This is a genomic window from Pseudomonas gessardii (assembly GCF_001983165.1).
In the GTDB taxonomy this organism is placed as follows: Bacteria; Pseudomonadota; Gammaproteobacteria; order Pseudomonadales; family Pseudomonadaceae; genus Aquipseudomonas; species Aquipseudomonas gessardii.
Map to the genome: position 1 here is coordinate 184736 of NZ_MNPU01000006.1, position 14161 is coordinate 198896.

17 protein-coding genes and 1 pseudogene are annotated in these 14161 nt (G+C 56.4%); 7 read left to right on the top strand and 11 right to left on the bottom strand.

Going from position 1 to position 14161, the window contains the following annotated elements; genetic code table 11:
* The first annotated feature begins 4 nt into the window (after window positions 1-4).
* From BLL38_RS31240 to BLL38_RS07295, 4 genes are all read left to right on the top strand, one after another.
* Complete coding sequence (locus BLL38_RS31240) at window positions 5-1522, top strand: hypothetical protein (RefSeq protein ID WP_076961932.1); 1518 nt, start codon at window positions 5-7, stop codon at window positions 1520-1522.
* An 11-nt stretch (window positions 1523-1533) separates the two neighbouring features.
* A complete protein-coding gene (locus tag BLL38_RS07280) occupies window positions 1534-2016 on the top strand; it encodes a toxin-activating lysine-acyltransferase (RefSeq protein WP_076961933.1) in 483 nt (160 codons plus the stop codon).
* Between the two features lie 13 nt (window positions 2017-2029).
* On the top strand, window positions 2030-2212 hold the full coding sequence (locus BLL38_RS07285; RefSeq protein ID WP_159439772.1) for a helix-turn-helix domain-containing protein: 183 nt from the start codon (window positions 2030-2032) through the stop codon (window positions 2210-2212).
* Window positions 2213-2613: 401 nt separating this feature from the next.
* Entirely contained in the window at window positions 2614-2874 is a 261-nt protein-coding gene (locus BLL38_RS07295; protein ID WP_076961936.1) for a hypothetical protein, read from the top strand.
* 168 nt (window positions 2875-3042) lie between these two features.
* Here BLL38_RS07295 and BLL38_RS31655 read toward each other — a convergent pair whose 3' ends face one another.
* Window positions 3043-3234 (bottom strand): recombinase family protein, encoded by a 192-nt coding sequence (locus BLL38_RS31655; protein WP_262383165.1) that lies wholly within the window; start codon window positions 3232-3234, stop codon window positions 3043-3045.
* A gap of 234 nt (window positions 3235-3468) precedes the next feature.
* Between BLL38_RS31655 and tnpA the strand changes: the two genes are divergently transcribed.
* The 3 genes and pseudogenes from tnpA to tnpC all read left to right on the top strand — a co-directional run bounded on the left by tnpA (window position 3469) and on the right by tnpC (window position 5722).
* Window positions 3469-3792, top strand: coding sequence for an IS66-like element accessory protein TnpA (gene tnpA / locus BLL38_RS07305; RefSeq protein WP_076961959.1), 324 nt, complete (start codon window positions 3469-3471; stop codon window positions 3790-3792).
* On the top strand, window positions 3789-4124 hold the full coding sequence (tnpB, locus tag BLL38_RS31385) for an IS66 family insertion sequence element accessory protein TnpB (RefSeq protein ID WP_076961937.1): 336 nt from the start codon (window positions 3789-3791) through the stop codon (window positions 4122-4124). The genes tnpA and tnpB overlap by 4 nt, the downstream gene beginning before the upstream one ends.
* A gap of 63 nt (window positions 4125-4187) precedes the next feature.
* Window positions 4188-5722: pseudogene (gene tnpC / locus BLL38_RS07315) on the top strand (IS66 family transposase).
* Between the two features lie 279 nt (window positions 5723-6001).
* Here tnpC and BLL38_RS07320 read toward each other — a convergent pair.
* From BLL38_RS07320 to BLL38_RS07365, 10 genes are read right to left on the bottom strand one after another with little or no spacing between them, the layout of a single operon-like run.
* A complete protein-coding gene (locus tag BLL38_RS07320) occupies window positions 6002-6316 on the bottom strand; it encodes a hypothetical protein (protein ID WP_076961938.1) in 315 nt (104 codons plus the stop codon).
* On the bottom strand, window positions 6313-9225 hold the full coding sequence (locus BLL38_RS07325) for a conjugative transfer ATPase (protein ID WP_076961939.1): 2913 nt from the start codon (window positions 9223-9225) through the stop codon (window positions 6313-6315). The genes BLL38_RS07320 and BLL38_RS07325 overlap by 4 nt, the downstream gene beginning before the upstream one ends.
* On the bottom strand, window positions 9225-9662 hold the full coding sequence (locus BLL38_RS07330) for a TIGR03751 family conjugal transfer lipoprotein (RefSeq protein WP_076961940.1): 438 nt from the start codon (window positions 9660-9662) through the stop codon (window positions 9225-9227). The genes BLL38_RS07325 and BLL38_RS07330 overlap by 1 nt, the downstream gene beginning before the upstream one ends.
* Complete coding sequence (locus BLL38_RS07335) at window positions 9640-11112, bottom strand: TIGR03752 family integrating conjugative element protein (protein ID WP_090413080.1); 1473 nt, start codon at window positions 11110-11112, stop codon at window positions 9640-9642. The genes BLL38_RS07330 and BLL38_RS07335 overlap by 23 nt, the downstream gene beginning before the upstream one ends.
* Window positions 11102-11977, bottom strand: coding sequence for a TIGR03749 family integrating conjugative element protein (locus tag BLL38_RS07340; protein WP_139340778.1), 876 nt, complete (start codon window positions 11975-11977; stop codon window positions 11102-11104). Before BLL38_RS07340 ends, BLL38_RS07335 begins: the two co-directional genes overlap by 11 nt.
* Window positions 11977-12630, bottom strand: a complete 654-nt coding sequence (locus BLL38_RS07345) for a PFL_4703 family integrating conjugative element protein (RefSeq protein WP_076961942.1) — start codon at window positions 12628-12630, stop codon at window positions 11977-11979. The genes BLL38_RS07340 and BLL38_RS07345 overlap by 1 nt, the downstream gene beginning before the upstream one ends.
* Window positions 12627-13007 carry a TIGR03750 family conjugal transfer protein gene (locus BLL38_RS07350; protein ID WP_076961943.1) on the bottom strand — a complete coding sequence of 127 codons (381 nt, stop codon included), beginning with the start codon at window positions 13005-13007 and terminating at the stop codon, window positions 12627-12629. The genes BLL38_RS07345 and BLL38_RS07350 overlap by 4 nt, the downstream gene beginning before the upstream one ends.
* Window positions 13008-13019: 12 nt before the next feature.
* Complete coding sequence (locus tag BLL38_RS07355) at window positions 13020-13325, bottom strand: TIGR03745 family integrating conjugative element membrane protein (RefSeq protein ID WP_415640220.1); 306 nt, start codon at window positions 13323-13325, stop codon at window positions 13020-13022.
* A 55-nt stretch (window positions 13326-13380) separates the two neighbouring features.
* Window positions 13381-13620 (bottom strand): TIGR03758 family integrating conjugative element protein, encoded by a 240-nt coding sequence (locus BLL38_RS07360; RefSeq protein WP_076961945.1) that lies wholly within the window; start codon window positions 13618-13620, stop codon window positions 13381-13383.
* The gene (locus BLL38_RS07365; RefSeq protein WP_242627607.1) at window positions 13617-13934 is read right to left on the bottom strand and encodes an integrative conjugative element protein, RAQPRD family; all 318 of its coding nucleotides are present in this window, start codon (window positions 13932-13934) and stop codon (window positions 13617-13619) included. Before BLL38_RS07365 ends, BLL38_RS07360 begins: the two co-directional genes overlap by 4 nt.
* Between the last annotated feature and the right edge of the window lie 227 nt (window positions 13935-14161).

The following is a 14161-nucleotide window of genomic DNA, read 5'->3' on the forward strand; positions in this document are numbered from 1 at the left end:
ACCAATGAATACACAGTGGTCACTGAATGATTTGCCGGAAAACCTCGTTCCTTTCCAGGCTCGGCCGATCGATACCCAATTGATCTGGGCCGGCGGCGCCCTGGAACACGAAGCTGACTTATTGACAGCCTGCTCCTATTCGATCAATTCGTCCGCTCCTGAAACGGCAGCCAAGACCTTTTTCGCTGAGCGCTATGGTGGTAGAGGAATCGTGCAAAACGGCGGTGGTGCACGATGTGGTTTTGATGGCCGCTACCAGGTCAAGGGTATCGGAGCTAACCCTTTGGTTGGCGTCGGTACCGATAGACATCACTCCAATGGTGCGCTGGCCGAAGACTATGCTGTCTACGAATCCATTTGGGGCGAAATCCTCGCAGAGTTATTGCCCTATGGTGCCGTGCGCTCGCTGGCAGTATTGCGCACGGAGCAATTCGTTGACATCGATTTCGAGCGTAATAGTCGACGGGCTCGCAAAGCGCTACTGGTGCGTGAGCCGGTGATCCGTCCCGCGCATTTCGAACGAGCACCTTATTTCAAGCCGCAGCCGCATATTATCGACCAGATCTATCATGACCATGAGCGCATAGGTATCGTCTTAGGCAAGTTACCGTACATGCTTCCCCAATCGAGTGAACCATCACCCGACGTGGGTATGCAGGGTACGGAAAGAATCTGCGCCGAAGGCTTAATCGAACTCGCCCGACGCCAGGCCCGGCAAATGGCTTTCTGCCGGACTCGGCTGATTATGCTCACAACATCTCCTTCGAATATCTCCATCGATGGGCGCTTGCTCGATTTCAATGGGGTCTACTGCCTATCGCCGACAGATGACCCATTTGATTTCGAGTTTAAGGTTAAATTCAACAATCTAATTTGCGAACCCGGGATGCTGCTCCAAGGGTTGCTGGATATCTGCCTGTACTTGGGCAAGCACTTGTTCGACCGGACGTTTTCACAAAATTTGCAAGCGCACGTAAGCCAAGTGTTCAACCAAGAGCTCAATGTCTGCAGCGCCATGCAGCAGTTGAGCCTAGTGGGAATCAATGTGACGTCGATAAAAAACGAAGCGGGCTTCTATGCCTTGTATCGTATGGCCATGTTGCTGGCCCGCTTGATTTCATTCTATCACGCCCGACATGGATATGACGGTGGCGAATCTATGCGCCAGGTACTGTCTGCCATCGTGACGTCCATTGTGAGTCCGACGCCCCGTGGTGCGCTTGATGTCCCGGGCTTGAGCAAGCTGGACTATAAACTGCAAGTTCAGGTGAGTTCCTGCCTCGCTGCCTTCCGAGAGGTACTGAGCAGCCAGGCGGTAGGTATCGTCAGCGGGCTGGATCAAAGTGAGCAGGTGCGGACTCACATCGACAAAAAGTACGGCATACGCGTCGAGCTGCAAAAAAAGCATATGTTGCAGGAAATCAATTCGATACTGTCGAGCGATCAGCTTGGTGTCGATATCAGGCTCGCGTTGCAACAGTTAACTGCACGCAAGATTAGTTGCGCTCGTGATTTTTTCTAAAGGGTTATTGCATGAATGTCTATGTAAAACATCACCAAAACCCAGAACGCACATATGAGCCGTACGAAAAGCTGGGCATGGCTGTTAGATGCATGTTATACAATAAAAATTACAGCACTTATTCTGTAGCGTGCTTGCAAAAATGGACTGAGTTTGCTATCCAGCATGGGCAGATTTATTTCTTATACAGCAATAGTGGTTTACCTCTAGCTTACATGACTTGGGCCACACTGGCCGTCGATACGCAAGAAAGATTGTTATATGATCCGGCCTTCACTCTGCACCCTTCGGAATGGAATGAAAAGGGAGATATCTGGATTCTCGACTTCTGTTGCAAGCCGGGCTACGGGAGCGTGGCTGCCCGGAAAATGTTAGCAGCAGCACCCTGGGGATTGGGATCAGCTAAGTGGCTCTCACGCAAGAACAGGGTTTTTCAATCCGAACGGATCAGTATTGGCAAGGGGGAATGCAATGTCGGCATTCAAACAGACTGAGTGGAGAAGCAAATTGACTAACCGCGAAGCACTGATGGTTAGTTTGTTGGCGGAGGGTATGAGTAATAAGCAAATTGCTCAACGAGTAAGCATTAGCGAATATACCGTTAGGGATCATTTGAGTTCGGTTTTCAAGAAAATGGAAGTTGATAGCCGTCTAGCACTTCTTGTAAAACTTGGTATTGCCTCAGCCTGAGGCTATGAGCGCGTATCGCCCTCCCCTACAGATGTAGGATTGCAGGAAGAGAAAGTACTACTAAACTATCTTAGCAAATTATATTATTAATCTGGAGTGGTCATGAGAGTTCTTACAGAGCAGGAAATGGATGCAGTTGCAGGTGCGGATCGTGGTGATTCGGGCGTGAACGGTGGCCTGGCAGGTCTCGCCGTTGGAGGGAGTGCCGGTGGATGGGCAGGCGCTCAGCTCGGTGGCAGGGTAGGCGGTACCGTGGGGGCCGTGGCGGGTCCGATTGGTATAGCTGTTGGCGCTACCTTAGGTGCTGTTACGGGTGGATTCGCAGGAGCCTACGGTTACGATTATTTCAGCGGATCTTCCGACGACTCGAAGAGTTCAGACAGTCAGTCTGGAACTTAAGGATGCTGGCTCGTTCTATGTCTATTTACATTATTCCGGCAATGTCGATTGTCGGCTTTTTGCTTTCGTTGGCGATGCCCAGCACTAGCGAGCTGACTTCTCCCAGATTTCTGATGATCTATTCGTGGGCTCTAATGACGCTGCTGGTAGGATGCTGGCTGTCTTTCAAGGGGCTGATACCGATCCCCCTCTGGGCGCCAGCCATTATGCTGATAATTACTGCTGTCGCATTACCATTAATTAAGGTTTACTTCAGCCAATAATTAAGGAAAAGACCATCCTAGTGAATGAATTCACCGGCCTTATGCCGCTGAATTCGTTCATCTCACCACGTTGATGCTGGAGCTAGTGCAAAGGTATTCATAGTGGGCGCTTTCGTCCATGTTCTGAAAGCGTCCCCAACTCCTGACGTCATATAAAAGAGTCAAGTGTTACTGGGCGTGTCCGGCCTGGACGTCGTCAAGCAATCTGCGCAGAGCATCACGGTCGCCAATATCTAGGCCACTTTTGCCAGTGTCTTGGTAAGTTGTGACGATTTTCATGCCATGGCTCATGGCGTAAGCATGGATGGTTGCTGATTGGTTTTCGGTGGAGTATCCCCGGGCATTGGTGGTAAACGTCAATCCAAGCCGAGGCTTCTAGCACAGCATGAAGCGTTACCAAACAAGCGCCATATTTGCAGCGTGGGCGAGCAAACAAACCGGTAGACTCATGAACATGGCGATCTAACATGACGGGGGTACCGGTTTGGCTGGACGTAACCGGCCGGTGAGGTCGCCTACCTGATCCCAGCCATAAAGGCGATGTTCTCCACTTAAAAATACGTGGACACCATCGTCCTTATCGTCAGGATCGCAATGCGCCAACGAAGCTCTTATTCCAAATCTTTTAAAACCCAGGTCGTTCAGGAATGTCTACAGCCTGGCATTTCGATCGCCAGCGTAGCCTTGCGGCACGGCATCAACGCCAATCTGGTTCGCAAATGGATACCTGTTTATCGAGATCATCAGGTACCGGCTTTACCCGCTTTCGTTCCGTTGAAGCTGGAGCCCGGCATCCAACCCGATCAGCAAATGTCTGTCATCATCGAAGTCCCTTTTGGCCAGCAGACGCTCACAGTAAAGTGGCCATCCTCAAATCCCGAAGGGTGCGCCCGATTCATCCGTGGGCTCACTCGATGATCCGCATAGACTCCATCTGGCTCGCCACCGAACCCATGGACATGCGTGCCGGCACCGAGACTGCGCTGGCCAGGGTGATCGCGGTGTTCGGTGCGGCGAAGCCGCACTGCGCTTATCTCTTTGCCAATCGTCGAGGCAACCGCATGAAAGTGCTGGTGCATGATGGGCTTGGCATCTGGCTGGCGGCTCGCCGATTGAACCAAGGCAAGTTCCACTGGCCAGGCATTCGCCAAGGCCTTGAACTCGAGTTGAATACCGAGCAACTTCAGGCCTTGGTGTTGGGTTTACCCTGGCAACGCATGGGCAGTGGCGGTGCGATCACACTGCTTTAAAAAAGCTGAAATTGGCGCCTTGGCCTACTTCTGCAAGCGACCTGCTTTGGTAAAATCCAAGGCATGACTTTTTCTCCCGATCTCGACCAAATGTCCTCCGACCAACTGCGCGCCCTCGCGACGCAGTTGCTGTCGCAAGTCGAGACCATGGGCAAGAAGATCAACCGCGACCAAACGGTTATCGAGAAGCTGACCCACGAAATCGCGCAGCTCAAGCGTTTCAAGTTTGCCAAGCGCAGCGAGCAGCTGAATCCAGAGCAGGCCAGCCTGCTCGATGACTTGATCGATACCGATATCGCCGCGATTGAGGCTGAGCTTCAAGCCTTGCAAGCGGCTCCAACTCAGCCTGAGAAAAAGCAAAAGCCTAAACGCGCGGCATTGCCGGCAGAGTTTCCACGCACGTTGATCCATCACGAATCAGACAACACTCACTGCCCATGTGGCTGCGCGCTCAAGCGCATTGGTGAGGACGTCAGCGAGAAACTGGACTACACGCCTGGCGTATTTACCGTCGAGCGCCATGTCCGTGGCAAATGGATCTGTGATGACTGCGAAACGCTGATCCAGGCACCCGTCCCCGCGCAGATCATCGACAAAGGCATCCCCACCGCCGGGCTGCTGGCTCAAGTGATGGTTGCCAAATACGGTGATCATTTGCCGCTGTATCGCCAGGAAAAGATCTTTGGCCGGGCTGGCTTTGCCATCCCGCGCTCGACCTTGGCCCAGTGGGTTGGCGCCTGCGCTGTGCAGTTGCAACCGCTGGTTGATGCCCTGCGCGAAGTGGTGTTCACCCACGACGTGGTGCACGCCGATGAAACACCGGTACAGGTGCTCATGCCTGGTGCGAATAAAACCCATCGTGGCTACGTCTGGGCCTACGCGACTACCGCATCAGCCGATATCAGCGCAGTGGTGTACGACTTCAGCCCCAGCCGCTCGGGCGAGCATGCGCGCAACTTCCTGCAAGACTGGAAAGGCAAACTGGTGTGCGACGATTTTGGTGGCTACAAGGCCAGTTTCGCATTGGGCGTCACGGAAATCGGTTGCATGGCCCATGCCCGGCGCAAGTTCTTCGATCTGCACGCCACTAACAAGAGCACGCTCGCCGAGCAGGCACTGCGTTCTATCCAGCTGCTATACGAAATCGAAAGTGAGATCCGCGACCTGGAGCCAGATCTACGGCGACGAATACGGCAAGAAAAAGCCGTCCCCGTGATGGATAGGCTGCACGCCTGGATGATCGCCCAGCGCGAGCTGGTGCACGATGGCGTGGCCATCGCCAAGGCTTTGGATTACAGCCTGAAACGCTGGCCGGCATTGTCACGTTATCTGGATGACGGCGCGGTGCCTATTGATAACAACCACATCGAGCAGCAGATCCGGCCATGGGCTCTTGGACACAGAATTGGCTCTTCGCAGGATCGCTGCGCAGCGGCAAACGCGCGTCGGCGCTGATGAGCCTTATCCAGTCGGCCAAACTCAATGGGCATGACCCATATGCTTACTTGAAAGACGTTCTGGCACGACTGCCAACGCAGCGTGCAAGTAAGATCGCCGAGTTGTTGTCGCATAACTGGGTACCGTTGCACAAACTGTGATCCCCGTTCGGTTACTACTTATCGTTGATCTCACCAATTGTGGTTGGCTTTGCCATAATCGTTGCTTCCTTGAGTCCGGGCAATCCTGGATGAATTCCTTATCGCCAGCGGTATAACCTCATGTGATATCGTTCTAGTGGCACTTCAAGAGTCGAGTGAAATTATTGTTTTATCCTTCGAGGTGTTGTGGAGGAGACGCGGGGAGTTCTGCGGCTCTACCTCACGACTTCGTAGCTAAGTTTTGATACTGGTGCTTTGTGTCTTTAGATGCTGGCCTGCTCAGCCATTTTCCGGCTTATCGGTTTTATGACCTCTGAGGGCTGGAGTGATGAGTGATTGCCTCTCCATCGCTTCAATCAGGGCATGTTCCGCCTCTCTCTCCTGAGGATGCTGCCGAAGCCAATCACCCAGAACCCCACGCAGTTGTGCTTCCACATCCCGTCGATCAGCAGCCCTCAGCAAAACCTGCTGCAGTTGCTCCACCAACATCGGCGCACAAACCACCAGCGTCTGCAACGCTTCCTCCCCAGGCTGCTCAAGCAACTGAATCAGGTTTTCAATCAGGTTCTGGGTCAGGGTGTTCAGTGTTCTCATACAGAGGTCTCGATAATCATGTGGGGCTCGGGAAAGGTGATGACGTGAGGCTCAATCCCCCGCAACCGATCAAGGTCCGCAGCAATTTGAATCGCAGCATCCAGCTCGCTGCCGCCGTTGGCCTGCATCACGTCGTAGCGCTGTTTTTTCTCTTCAGGTTCGGTCATGGCCAACGCCAAATACAGGCTGGGTGGCACTGCGCGAAACAACACTTCCATGCTTTTCGACAGGATCACGCCTTCGGTGTATTTGCCGCTTTCCTTGCGGGCAGACAGCATCAGGGCTTTCTGTGAGGGCGTCAGTTCTCGGAATTTGGCGATCTTTTCCACCTCGTCCGGTGGCATGTTCAGGCAGATCCACCACTCAATCATGTTCAACATGGGCGCCGCTGCCGGGGGCAGGTCGTCTACGTTTTGCGTGGCCAGCCAGAACCAGGCGCCCAGTTTTCGCCACATTTTGGTGATCTTTACGGCATAGGGGGAAAGCAGCGGGTTTCTGGTGATGATGTGCCCTTCGTCCGTCAGTTTGACGATGGGGCGCCCCTTGAACTGATCCCGTTCGGCGATGTTGTTCACGGTGTTGAGCAGGGAGATGTAAGCGATCGATAACTGCGCGTTGTAGCCCTCTCGGGCATAGGTGGCCAGGTCGACGATGGTCAGGTCGGCTTCAGGCCATGGGGTGCCTTCACGGTTGAACATCTCGCCGTCGGCACCCATGCAAAACATATCCATGGCCTCGGCCATTTCCAACATTCGGTTGCGCCGTGGCTCGGGCATTCCATCGCGCATGCCGGCAGCGTGCAGGGCATTGCGGATGTCTTCGGTCAGTACGGTTCGACGCTCTGCAACACAGACCTTTGCGGCCTCCAGGATGCAATGGCGAATAGCACTGCGGTCGGCGCGGGTGAGGCGGACGTCTTCTTTCTCCTCGCCGCCGGTGATCATCAGGCGGGCGACGATCTCCAGTTCGCCAAGAATGTCGCGTTGGTCGTCTTCCTGGCTGTTGAGATGGGCATCGGAGGACTCCAGGTCTTCAGCATCGAGGATTTTTACCTGTTCGGGTGTTTCCACCAGGCGTGCCGCATCAGCAAATGGCGCCAGGCTCACGCCAGAGCCAGGGGAGAGCTTGATCCGGTTAACACTCAAGCCCAGCCGCTGGGCAAAATCGCCGGTTAATCCGAAGCTATTGCCGGCCTCGACGATGAACAGCCGCGGCCGGTACACAGCGATCAACTGATTGACCAGATTGTTGAGTGTCGCGGACTTGCCCGCACCGGTCGGGCCGAATACGAACAGATGTGCATTCATCTGCCTATCCAGCTTGTTCAGTGGATCCACGGTTAAAGGTGCACCACCGCGATTGAACAGGGTGAGCCCAGGATGCCCGGTTCCGGTTGACCGCCCCCAGACGGGCGCCAGATTGGCGATGTGCTGGGCAAACATCAGATGCACGTACCAATCCAAAGCGCGCCGTTGGTTCGGATCGAAGTTGCCTGGAAGCCAGCGCAGATAGGTGTTCAGCGGTGCGACCTCGTCGCGCGGCTCCACAGGCTCCATACCCGCGCCAAGCAACGCATTACTGAGCTGCAGGCTCCGTTCGTGCAGTTGCTCGTGGTCTTTGCCCCGTAGATAAAACGCCACACTGCCTCGATAGAGCTTGTGCTTGCGGCCGAGGATCTTGCGAGCGGTGTGGACGTCTTCCCGGGTGAGGATTGAGGCTTGAGTGTCGCCGACGGCTTTGCGCGACAACTGCTCCAGGTGCCCCTCCAGCTTGTCCTGAGGAATGATCACCAGGGTGATGCAAAGGATGGTGTCTTCCGGCATTTTGTCGAACAGCGCGTTAAGCGCGTCCCCACCTTTACGGGTTTCGCCGGTGATATGCCCGGTCTTGGGGGGCTCCCGCAGACGATCAAGCATGACCACCCGGTGGGGTAGGCCGTCGAGATACCACAACCCCTTCTCGGCATTGGAAAGGGGCTCGCGGTAGCAGAGGTTTTGCGCGAAGTCGGTGCCGCTGGCCAGCGGCAGCTCATCGTCTTCGCCGGCGGCAGTGTGGGCGCAAACCTGTTCGTAGAAGCGCCGGATATCCGTATCTGTCGGCCCCAGATGATCAGGCTGCGGGTTGAACCAATGAACCAACCAATGGCGGATGGCATGCCCGTCCATTCGCAGCGCTTTGATCCCGGCGTTGGCGAGGCCGCCGAGCAGTCGATCACAAATCACTTTGAGATACGGCCCCGGTCCCTGGCCACGTACGTCTGTGTCACGCCCTTTGATGCGCCGGTAAACCACTAGCCGTACGCGTCGTTGTTGGCCTCTCCAGGGCAACTGACTGACTTTGGTGTCATCGAACAACCCACCGGGCTTAGCAATGGCTTCCAGGTGCTGCTTGAACAGTTTCAAATACAGCTCGGTAAATGCCGTGCCCTTCGCCCGGGGCTGGATGTAGTCGTGGAGCTGCTGCAGATAGCCGTCCCAACTGGTTTCATCCTGGGCATACAGTTGCACGACCCATGGCGAGCTTTCCAGCTCGTCAAAGGAGTCTTGCAGGGCATTTTCCAGGGCATCCCGTGCCTTGCGCAGCCACCCAGGGTCACGGCCTTCGGTGCCAATCGGGACCAGTTCAAAAAATGCTGCGCGGGAAACGCCGTCCTCCAGCAGCATGACCTGCTCATCGGGCAAATAGTCGACCCAGGGCAGCAGGTCAACGAACGAGGGATTCATGCTGTACAGCCGGTCGACATCGGCGTGGGTGGCGGGTTTGCGCTTGGGGTTGCGCCAATCATCCGGTGCCGGGATGCCTTGAGCTGCGAGGCGCTCGACGTAGCGCGCTGAGGCGTCAGCCTGTTGCGGCGGTTCATCCTGTGGCGGGGCATCGTTTCGTGATGTGTAACGCTCAAAAAAGCCCATCAGTAGTCCTCCGTGCGTTCACCCGGCATGGCGTATTGAACCCGTTGGTAAAACGGGAACACCGTGCTGTAGCCGGGGATGGGCGCCGGGTCGGACCCCGCCAAGTGGGGAAAGACGTACATCACCAGGTCAGGGTTTGGCAGGCGCTTGAACTGGCTGTAGATCTCGTTCTGTGCAGTGCGCGTGTAGGCGCGATTGTCATGCGCCGAGCGGCCTGAATCGAACGGCCTGTGCAATGCCTGACGGGCATCGAGCAGCAGACGATTGCTGGAGCTTGCCGTCGCGCCTGTGGTGCCTTGCTCCCACACATCCAGCATGGTGTGGTCGCCGTGGGGCAGCAGGGCCTCTTTACTGGTAGAACAGCCAGAGACGAGAAGGGTGACCGACAGCCCCAGGCAGAGCCTGAGGTAGCGGTTAATCAAGGTGCGTAGAGACATGGCTGGCTCCAGAGCGGTAATCGACCTTGCGGCCTTTGAGTTCGTAGTCGATGGTTAATTGCTGGTCGAGATGGATCGCCACCTTGGCCCCGGGCTGTACGTAGATGGCGGCAAAAGCTTGGCCATAGAGCTTGTTCACCCAACTGGAGATGTCGCTGACGCCCTGGCCAATGACCTTGCCCATGGCCTCGCTTCCAGAGATGCCCACGCTGCCGATGGTGCCGCTCGGTGTGGCGACGAAGGTGTTGTTATTGTTTTCGGTTTTGATCAGCGAGGCGGCAGCAGCACCTGCGGCGGTGATCAACGATTGGGAGCCGATGTACTGCGTGGCATTGCTTTTGCGCTCCCCGCTGATACACGGAATGCCATAGGCATCGCTGATCCAGCCCAAGCCACCCTGGATGCTTTGTGGGTTGCCAGAGTTGCTGCCTTGATTGGCCGTCACTTCCTCTGCGGGCGCCGGCAGCGTGCGCACCGTTCCGTCGTTGAACACGAAAGTCAGGCTGCGAATCTGGCCGCGTACGCAAGACAGCGTCCAGTCGCCCGAGGCGCTGCCACTGGCCACGGCACCCACCACGTCGGGCAGATCAATGCCATTGGCGGTCAGGTTGTCAGGGCCAATCAGCACTTTGAACGGGTAGGGGTCGTTGACCGTGCCGTCTACCGGCACCCGACCAATCAGCGCGGACATGGCCACCGAGCCCATCAACGTAGAGTTCTGGGGCAGGGTGTAGACCTTGCGCACCTGTTTGCGGGCTTCCTGGGCAGAAATTTGTGCGGCTGTGTTCTGAGTCGCAGTATTGAGCGTGTTCTGACCGCGCTCCACTGCTTCGCCAAACGCGCTAGGAAAGTTAAACCGGGTGGCTGTTTGGTTGGATCCGGCAGGGATCGGATTGCCGTTGATATCTACGGGTCTGGCGTCTTGCGGGTCAATCCAGACGGTTTCAGGCGCCTTCTGAAAGTCCTGGCCGTCACCGGGTTGCAGTCCAAACCCAATAGGCAGGTCTGCGCCATTGGCGGTTCCCAGCTCTTTGCTGCTCAAGGCGTCGAACTGTTTTTGCAGAGAGTCCAGCATGCTCTGGTTCTGCTGTTGGGCTTGTTGCCTCAGGCTTTCCTGGGCGTTGTCCAGCTTGGTGGTCACACTCTGGTCGATGTTTTGCAGCCGGTTTTGCAGCTTTTCATTTTGCTGCTTCAACTCATCGTTGTTCTTCAGGGCGTTGCTGACTTGCTCCTTCAACTGTCGGCTTTCGGCAACGATAGTGCGTAGTGTGTCGCTGGGCGTATCACCGTCCACGCCCAGGGCTTTTGCCTGGTCTGCGGTGAGCGTCAGGCTTTCTGACGGTTGGTCTTGTGGCGTAGGTGCGCTCGAACCGAACAACCTGAGCATGACGATGATTGCCACAATAGCGAACGGGATAACCAGGTATTTGAGCAGAGGGTTACTGTTCACGGCGGCCACCTTTGGGGTCGATCTGCGCCATGGCTCCGGGGACTAACGACTGCGCAAGCCCCCGTTTTTGGGTCACCAGATAGGCCGTAGTGGTATCGGATGCGTCACCTTTCGCACCTAAAAAGCCATGCTGGAATGTGACGCTGACGAAGTCCCCCATGAGCTCCCTCGGGTCCAGGATCAAGTGTTGAGTGCTGGTGTTCTCCAGCTTTACCGCCGTGACCCAAAAATCATCCAAGCGCCAGGCACCGAGTACAGAGGCTGTCACGGGCTGCGTGGGTAACAGCGTTGTAAGGTCCAGGCGGCGATTCACTTGCTGTTGGGTAATGCCCTCTATCGGCTCAACCGTTCGCAGCGGGGCGTAGAGCATTTGCGCGGCATAGCGGGTCATCACCACGGGGATTGGGGTTTCCCGGCGGGCGGGCTGTTGTTCGGGGTCGCTGGGGTGGTCAGTCGTGGCCGGGGCTGGCTGTGGCGGTTGGCTCTGGGCATAACGAGCCGCCATATGTTCCCCCGCCACAATCTTGATCGGTTCCAGGGCTGGTTGGTTTGGCTGACCCTCGCTGGCGGCGATATCGACCAGCATGATTTCGCCGGTTGCCACGTTTTGCAGCTGCAGGCGGGTAGGCTCAATGGGCTCTTTCGCCAGAAGATAGAGCGCTCCGCCCGTGCTCTGTACGCGAAGTTTCTCCACCAGGTGTTTGGGCAGCCCCACTCGCACGTTCTGATCGACAAACACAATGCGTTCCTGGCCCACCACCAACGGCAAGGCCAATGGAATTCGTTCCCATCGCTGAATTTCGACGGCTTGCACGACCCCGACCAAGGTCAGTGACAGCACTGCCGCCACAAAGGCTCTCATCATCAAATACCTCCCTCGGGTGTTGGCGTTTCGGAGGCTTCGATACGTTGCGGGTTGCCGGCGTAACAGTTCCAGGCAAGACCGAACGGATTCGTTTCCGGGTCAACGTCGGAGCGGACGATATGCAGGGGGTAGCGCGCAAACGCCCGCTTAACTCGCTCACCGCCCAAGTGCTCGTCAGCCGTGATATCCAGGTTCACCGTCCAGTCATTGATGCTGCGTTGCTCAACGTTCACGGTTGAGGGATCGTTGATCCCTCGCCCTGGAATCTCGAAAACCCCACGCTCACGGCGCCGCAGCTCCCCGGTATTACGGCGAAGTTCGAAGTCATTCTGCAGATAGGTTTTACAACTCGGCGTCAGATAGGTCGCCAGGCGTGCAATATTGTCTTCGTAGTCGACCTCGCCGTTGCTTGGCCAGCGATTCATCTGTTGAAAGATGTACAAGCCAAAGGCATACACCGACTCCGGTGGAACATCCCACCAGTGGCGCGTACTGCCAGAGCGCAGATCCGGCGGCACATGCACCGTCAGCTCAGACGGCGCACTCTGCCATCCGTAGGCCATGTACAGGCACAGGAAAAGCAGTAACCCAATGACCAGACGCAAGCTGCCGATATGAGCATGCTGTGCATCCACTTTTTTGCGATAACTCATGCACCCTCCGTGCGCTGACAGGTCCACGCACCCGTGCGTGTAATAAGTTTTGCGGGGTTCCAGGTCGGGAAGCGGCGAACGACGGTTAGTTGCAGGTGCCGGTAGAGCCAGGTATCGGGACGCCCACGTTTCATACGCCGTAGCACGCGACTGGCAACCGTCAGGCCGAGCACGGCACCAAGCAGCGCCCCGCCCAGAATCAACGCCCAAACCTGAGTCAGGACGGCTAGGGGGATCCCCACTACAAACCCGACCAAGGCACTGAGCAGAACCGCGCTCCACATCTCGTCAGCGGTCAGGCCACCCATCACCACGGGTTGGCAATTCAGGCGGACGGGAAGAAAACCCAAGGTGCCGTCATCAAGAACATCAGCCATGGCAGTCCCTCTTCAAAGAATGCCGGTGGCTTTGGTGACGAGGTAAATACCAACCCCCAAAATGCCCACACCCACCGTGGCGGTTGCCCCCAGGTCACGCCACTTCTTCTTACCATCGTGGATCTCGTGGTACACGCCGAAGGCATGCCAGGCCACGCCAAGAAACATCACCCCCAGCACAATCAGACCGATCAACATAAACCCGTCAAACCCCCAGTTCTGGATGGTTTGAAGAATGTTCGAGCCCTCGCCACGACTGGGGGCCTGGGGTTGGGGGAGGGCGGCGAAAGACAGCTGAGGGAACATCAGGCCCCCCATTCCAAAGGCTAAAAAGATACGTGCGTGTTGATGCATAGTGAGTCTCCATAGAGGGTCAACTGAGTACAAAGGCAGTCAGAATTAAGCAGAGCAAAAGGGTGCGGATCACCGACGTCGCCGCAATCGAACGATCCAAATTGCCGGTGGCCCAGCCCCGGTAGCAGCTATAGATCGCCCAAGCCGCCCATAGAAAAGCCACCGTCACCGCGATGCCGGCGAACAGTCGGTAACCTTCAGATGCAGGGAAGCCTCCAGCGGCCAGGAAGGCGGCGGATTGTGTGGGGCTCATGCTCATGGGGTCGGCTCACGTTCCAGCGTGTACCCGCCGGAGATTTCGACCGTATCGCGAGGCTGGGCGCGGTTGGGAGTTAGGTAGTTTTCGAGGCCCAGGCGGATGCGCTCGATGTCTGAGGCTAAGCGCTGGTAGTCGAGGAAGAAGCGATTGTTGGACGGTTCGACAGCAAGTTGAGCGCTTTGCTGGGCGGTGGCTTCCAGCGCGTTTAGCTGGCGGATCATTACGGCTAGGTTGGAATGTTCCGTGGCGCTCGTAGCGAATGCGTGTGGAATAAATGCGCAGACGGCTAGGAGGGTGAATGCACTGGTTTGAATGAGGCGCTGGGTGAGGTGCTGGTGCTGGATCACGGGGGAAGCTCTGGTAGTTCCTGGTGCTGAGAGCTTGCTGGGGTTTGAGGGAGGGGGCTGCAAGAAAAGAATATTTAGGGGCGGGAGTATTTTTTTGTTGGGTGGGGGGGGGCTGGGGATGGGGGGATGGCAGAGGGGGCAGGGGGGGAATGAACGTGGGGGATGTTTGTTTTTTTTTATGGGAGGGAACCATA

What these genes read in the sequence shown, in the direction of transcription:
- BLL38_RS31240 (WP_076961932.1), top strand. Translation starts at nt 5, where the DNA reads ATGAATACACAGTGGTCACTGAATGATTTGCCGGAAAACCTCGTTCCT.
- BLL38_RS07280 (WP_076961933.1), top strand. Translation starts at nt 1,534, where the DNA reads ATGAATGTCTATGTAAAACATCACCAAAACCCAGAACGCACATATGAG.
- BLL38_RS07295 (WP_076961936.1), top strand. Translation starts at nt 2,614, where the DNA reads ATGCTGGCTCGTTCTATGTCTATTTACATTATTCCGGCAATGTCGATT.
- tnpA (WP_076961959.1), top strand. Translation starts at nt 3,469, where the DNA reads ATGCGCCAACGAAGCTCTTATTCCAAATCTTTTAAAACCCAGGTCGTT.
- tnpB (WP_076961937.1), top strand. Translation starts at nt 3,789, where the DNA reads ATGATCCGCATAGACTCCATCTGGCTCGCCACCGAACCCATGGACATG.
- BLL38_RS07320 (WP_076961938.1), bottom strand. Translation starts at nt 6,316, where the DNA reads ATGAGAACACTGAACACCCTGACCCAGAACCTGATTGAAAACCTGATT.
- BLL38_RS07325 (WP_076961939.1), bottom strand. Translation starts at nt 9,225, where the DNA reads ATGGGCTTTTTTGAGCGTTACACATCACGAAACGATGCCCCGCCACAG.
- BLL38_RS07330 (WP_076961940.1), bottom strand. Translation starts at nt 9,662, where the DNA reads ATGTCTCTACGCACCTTGATTAACCGCTACCTCAGGCTCTGCCTGGGG.
- BLL38_RS07340 (WP_139340778.1), bottom strand. Translation starts at nt 11,977, where the DNA reads ATGATGAGAGCCTTTGTGGCGGCAGTGCTGTCACTGACCTTGGTCGGG.
- BLL38_RS07345 (WP_076961942.1), bottom strand. Translation starts at nt 12,630, where the DNA reads ATGAGTTATCGCAAAAAAGTGGATGCACAGCATGCTCATATCGGCAGC.
- BLL38_RS07350 (WP_076961943.1), bottom strand. Translation starts at nt 13,007, where the DNA reads ATGGCTGATGTTCTTGATGACGGCACCTTGGGTTTTCTTCCCGTCCGC.
- BLL38_RS07355 (WP_415640220.1), bottom strand. Translation starts at nt 13,325, where the DNA reads ATGGGGGGCCTGATGTTCCCTCAGCTGTCTTTCGCCGCCCTCCCCCAA.
- BLL38_RS07360 (WP_076961945.1), bottom strand. Translation starts at nt 13,620, where the DNA reads ATGAGCATGAGCCCCACACAATCCGCCGCCTTCCTGGCCGCTGGAGGC.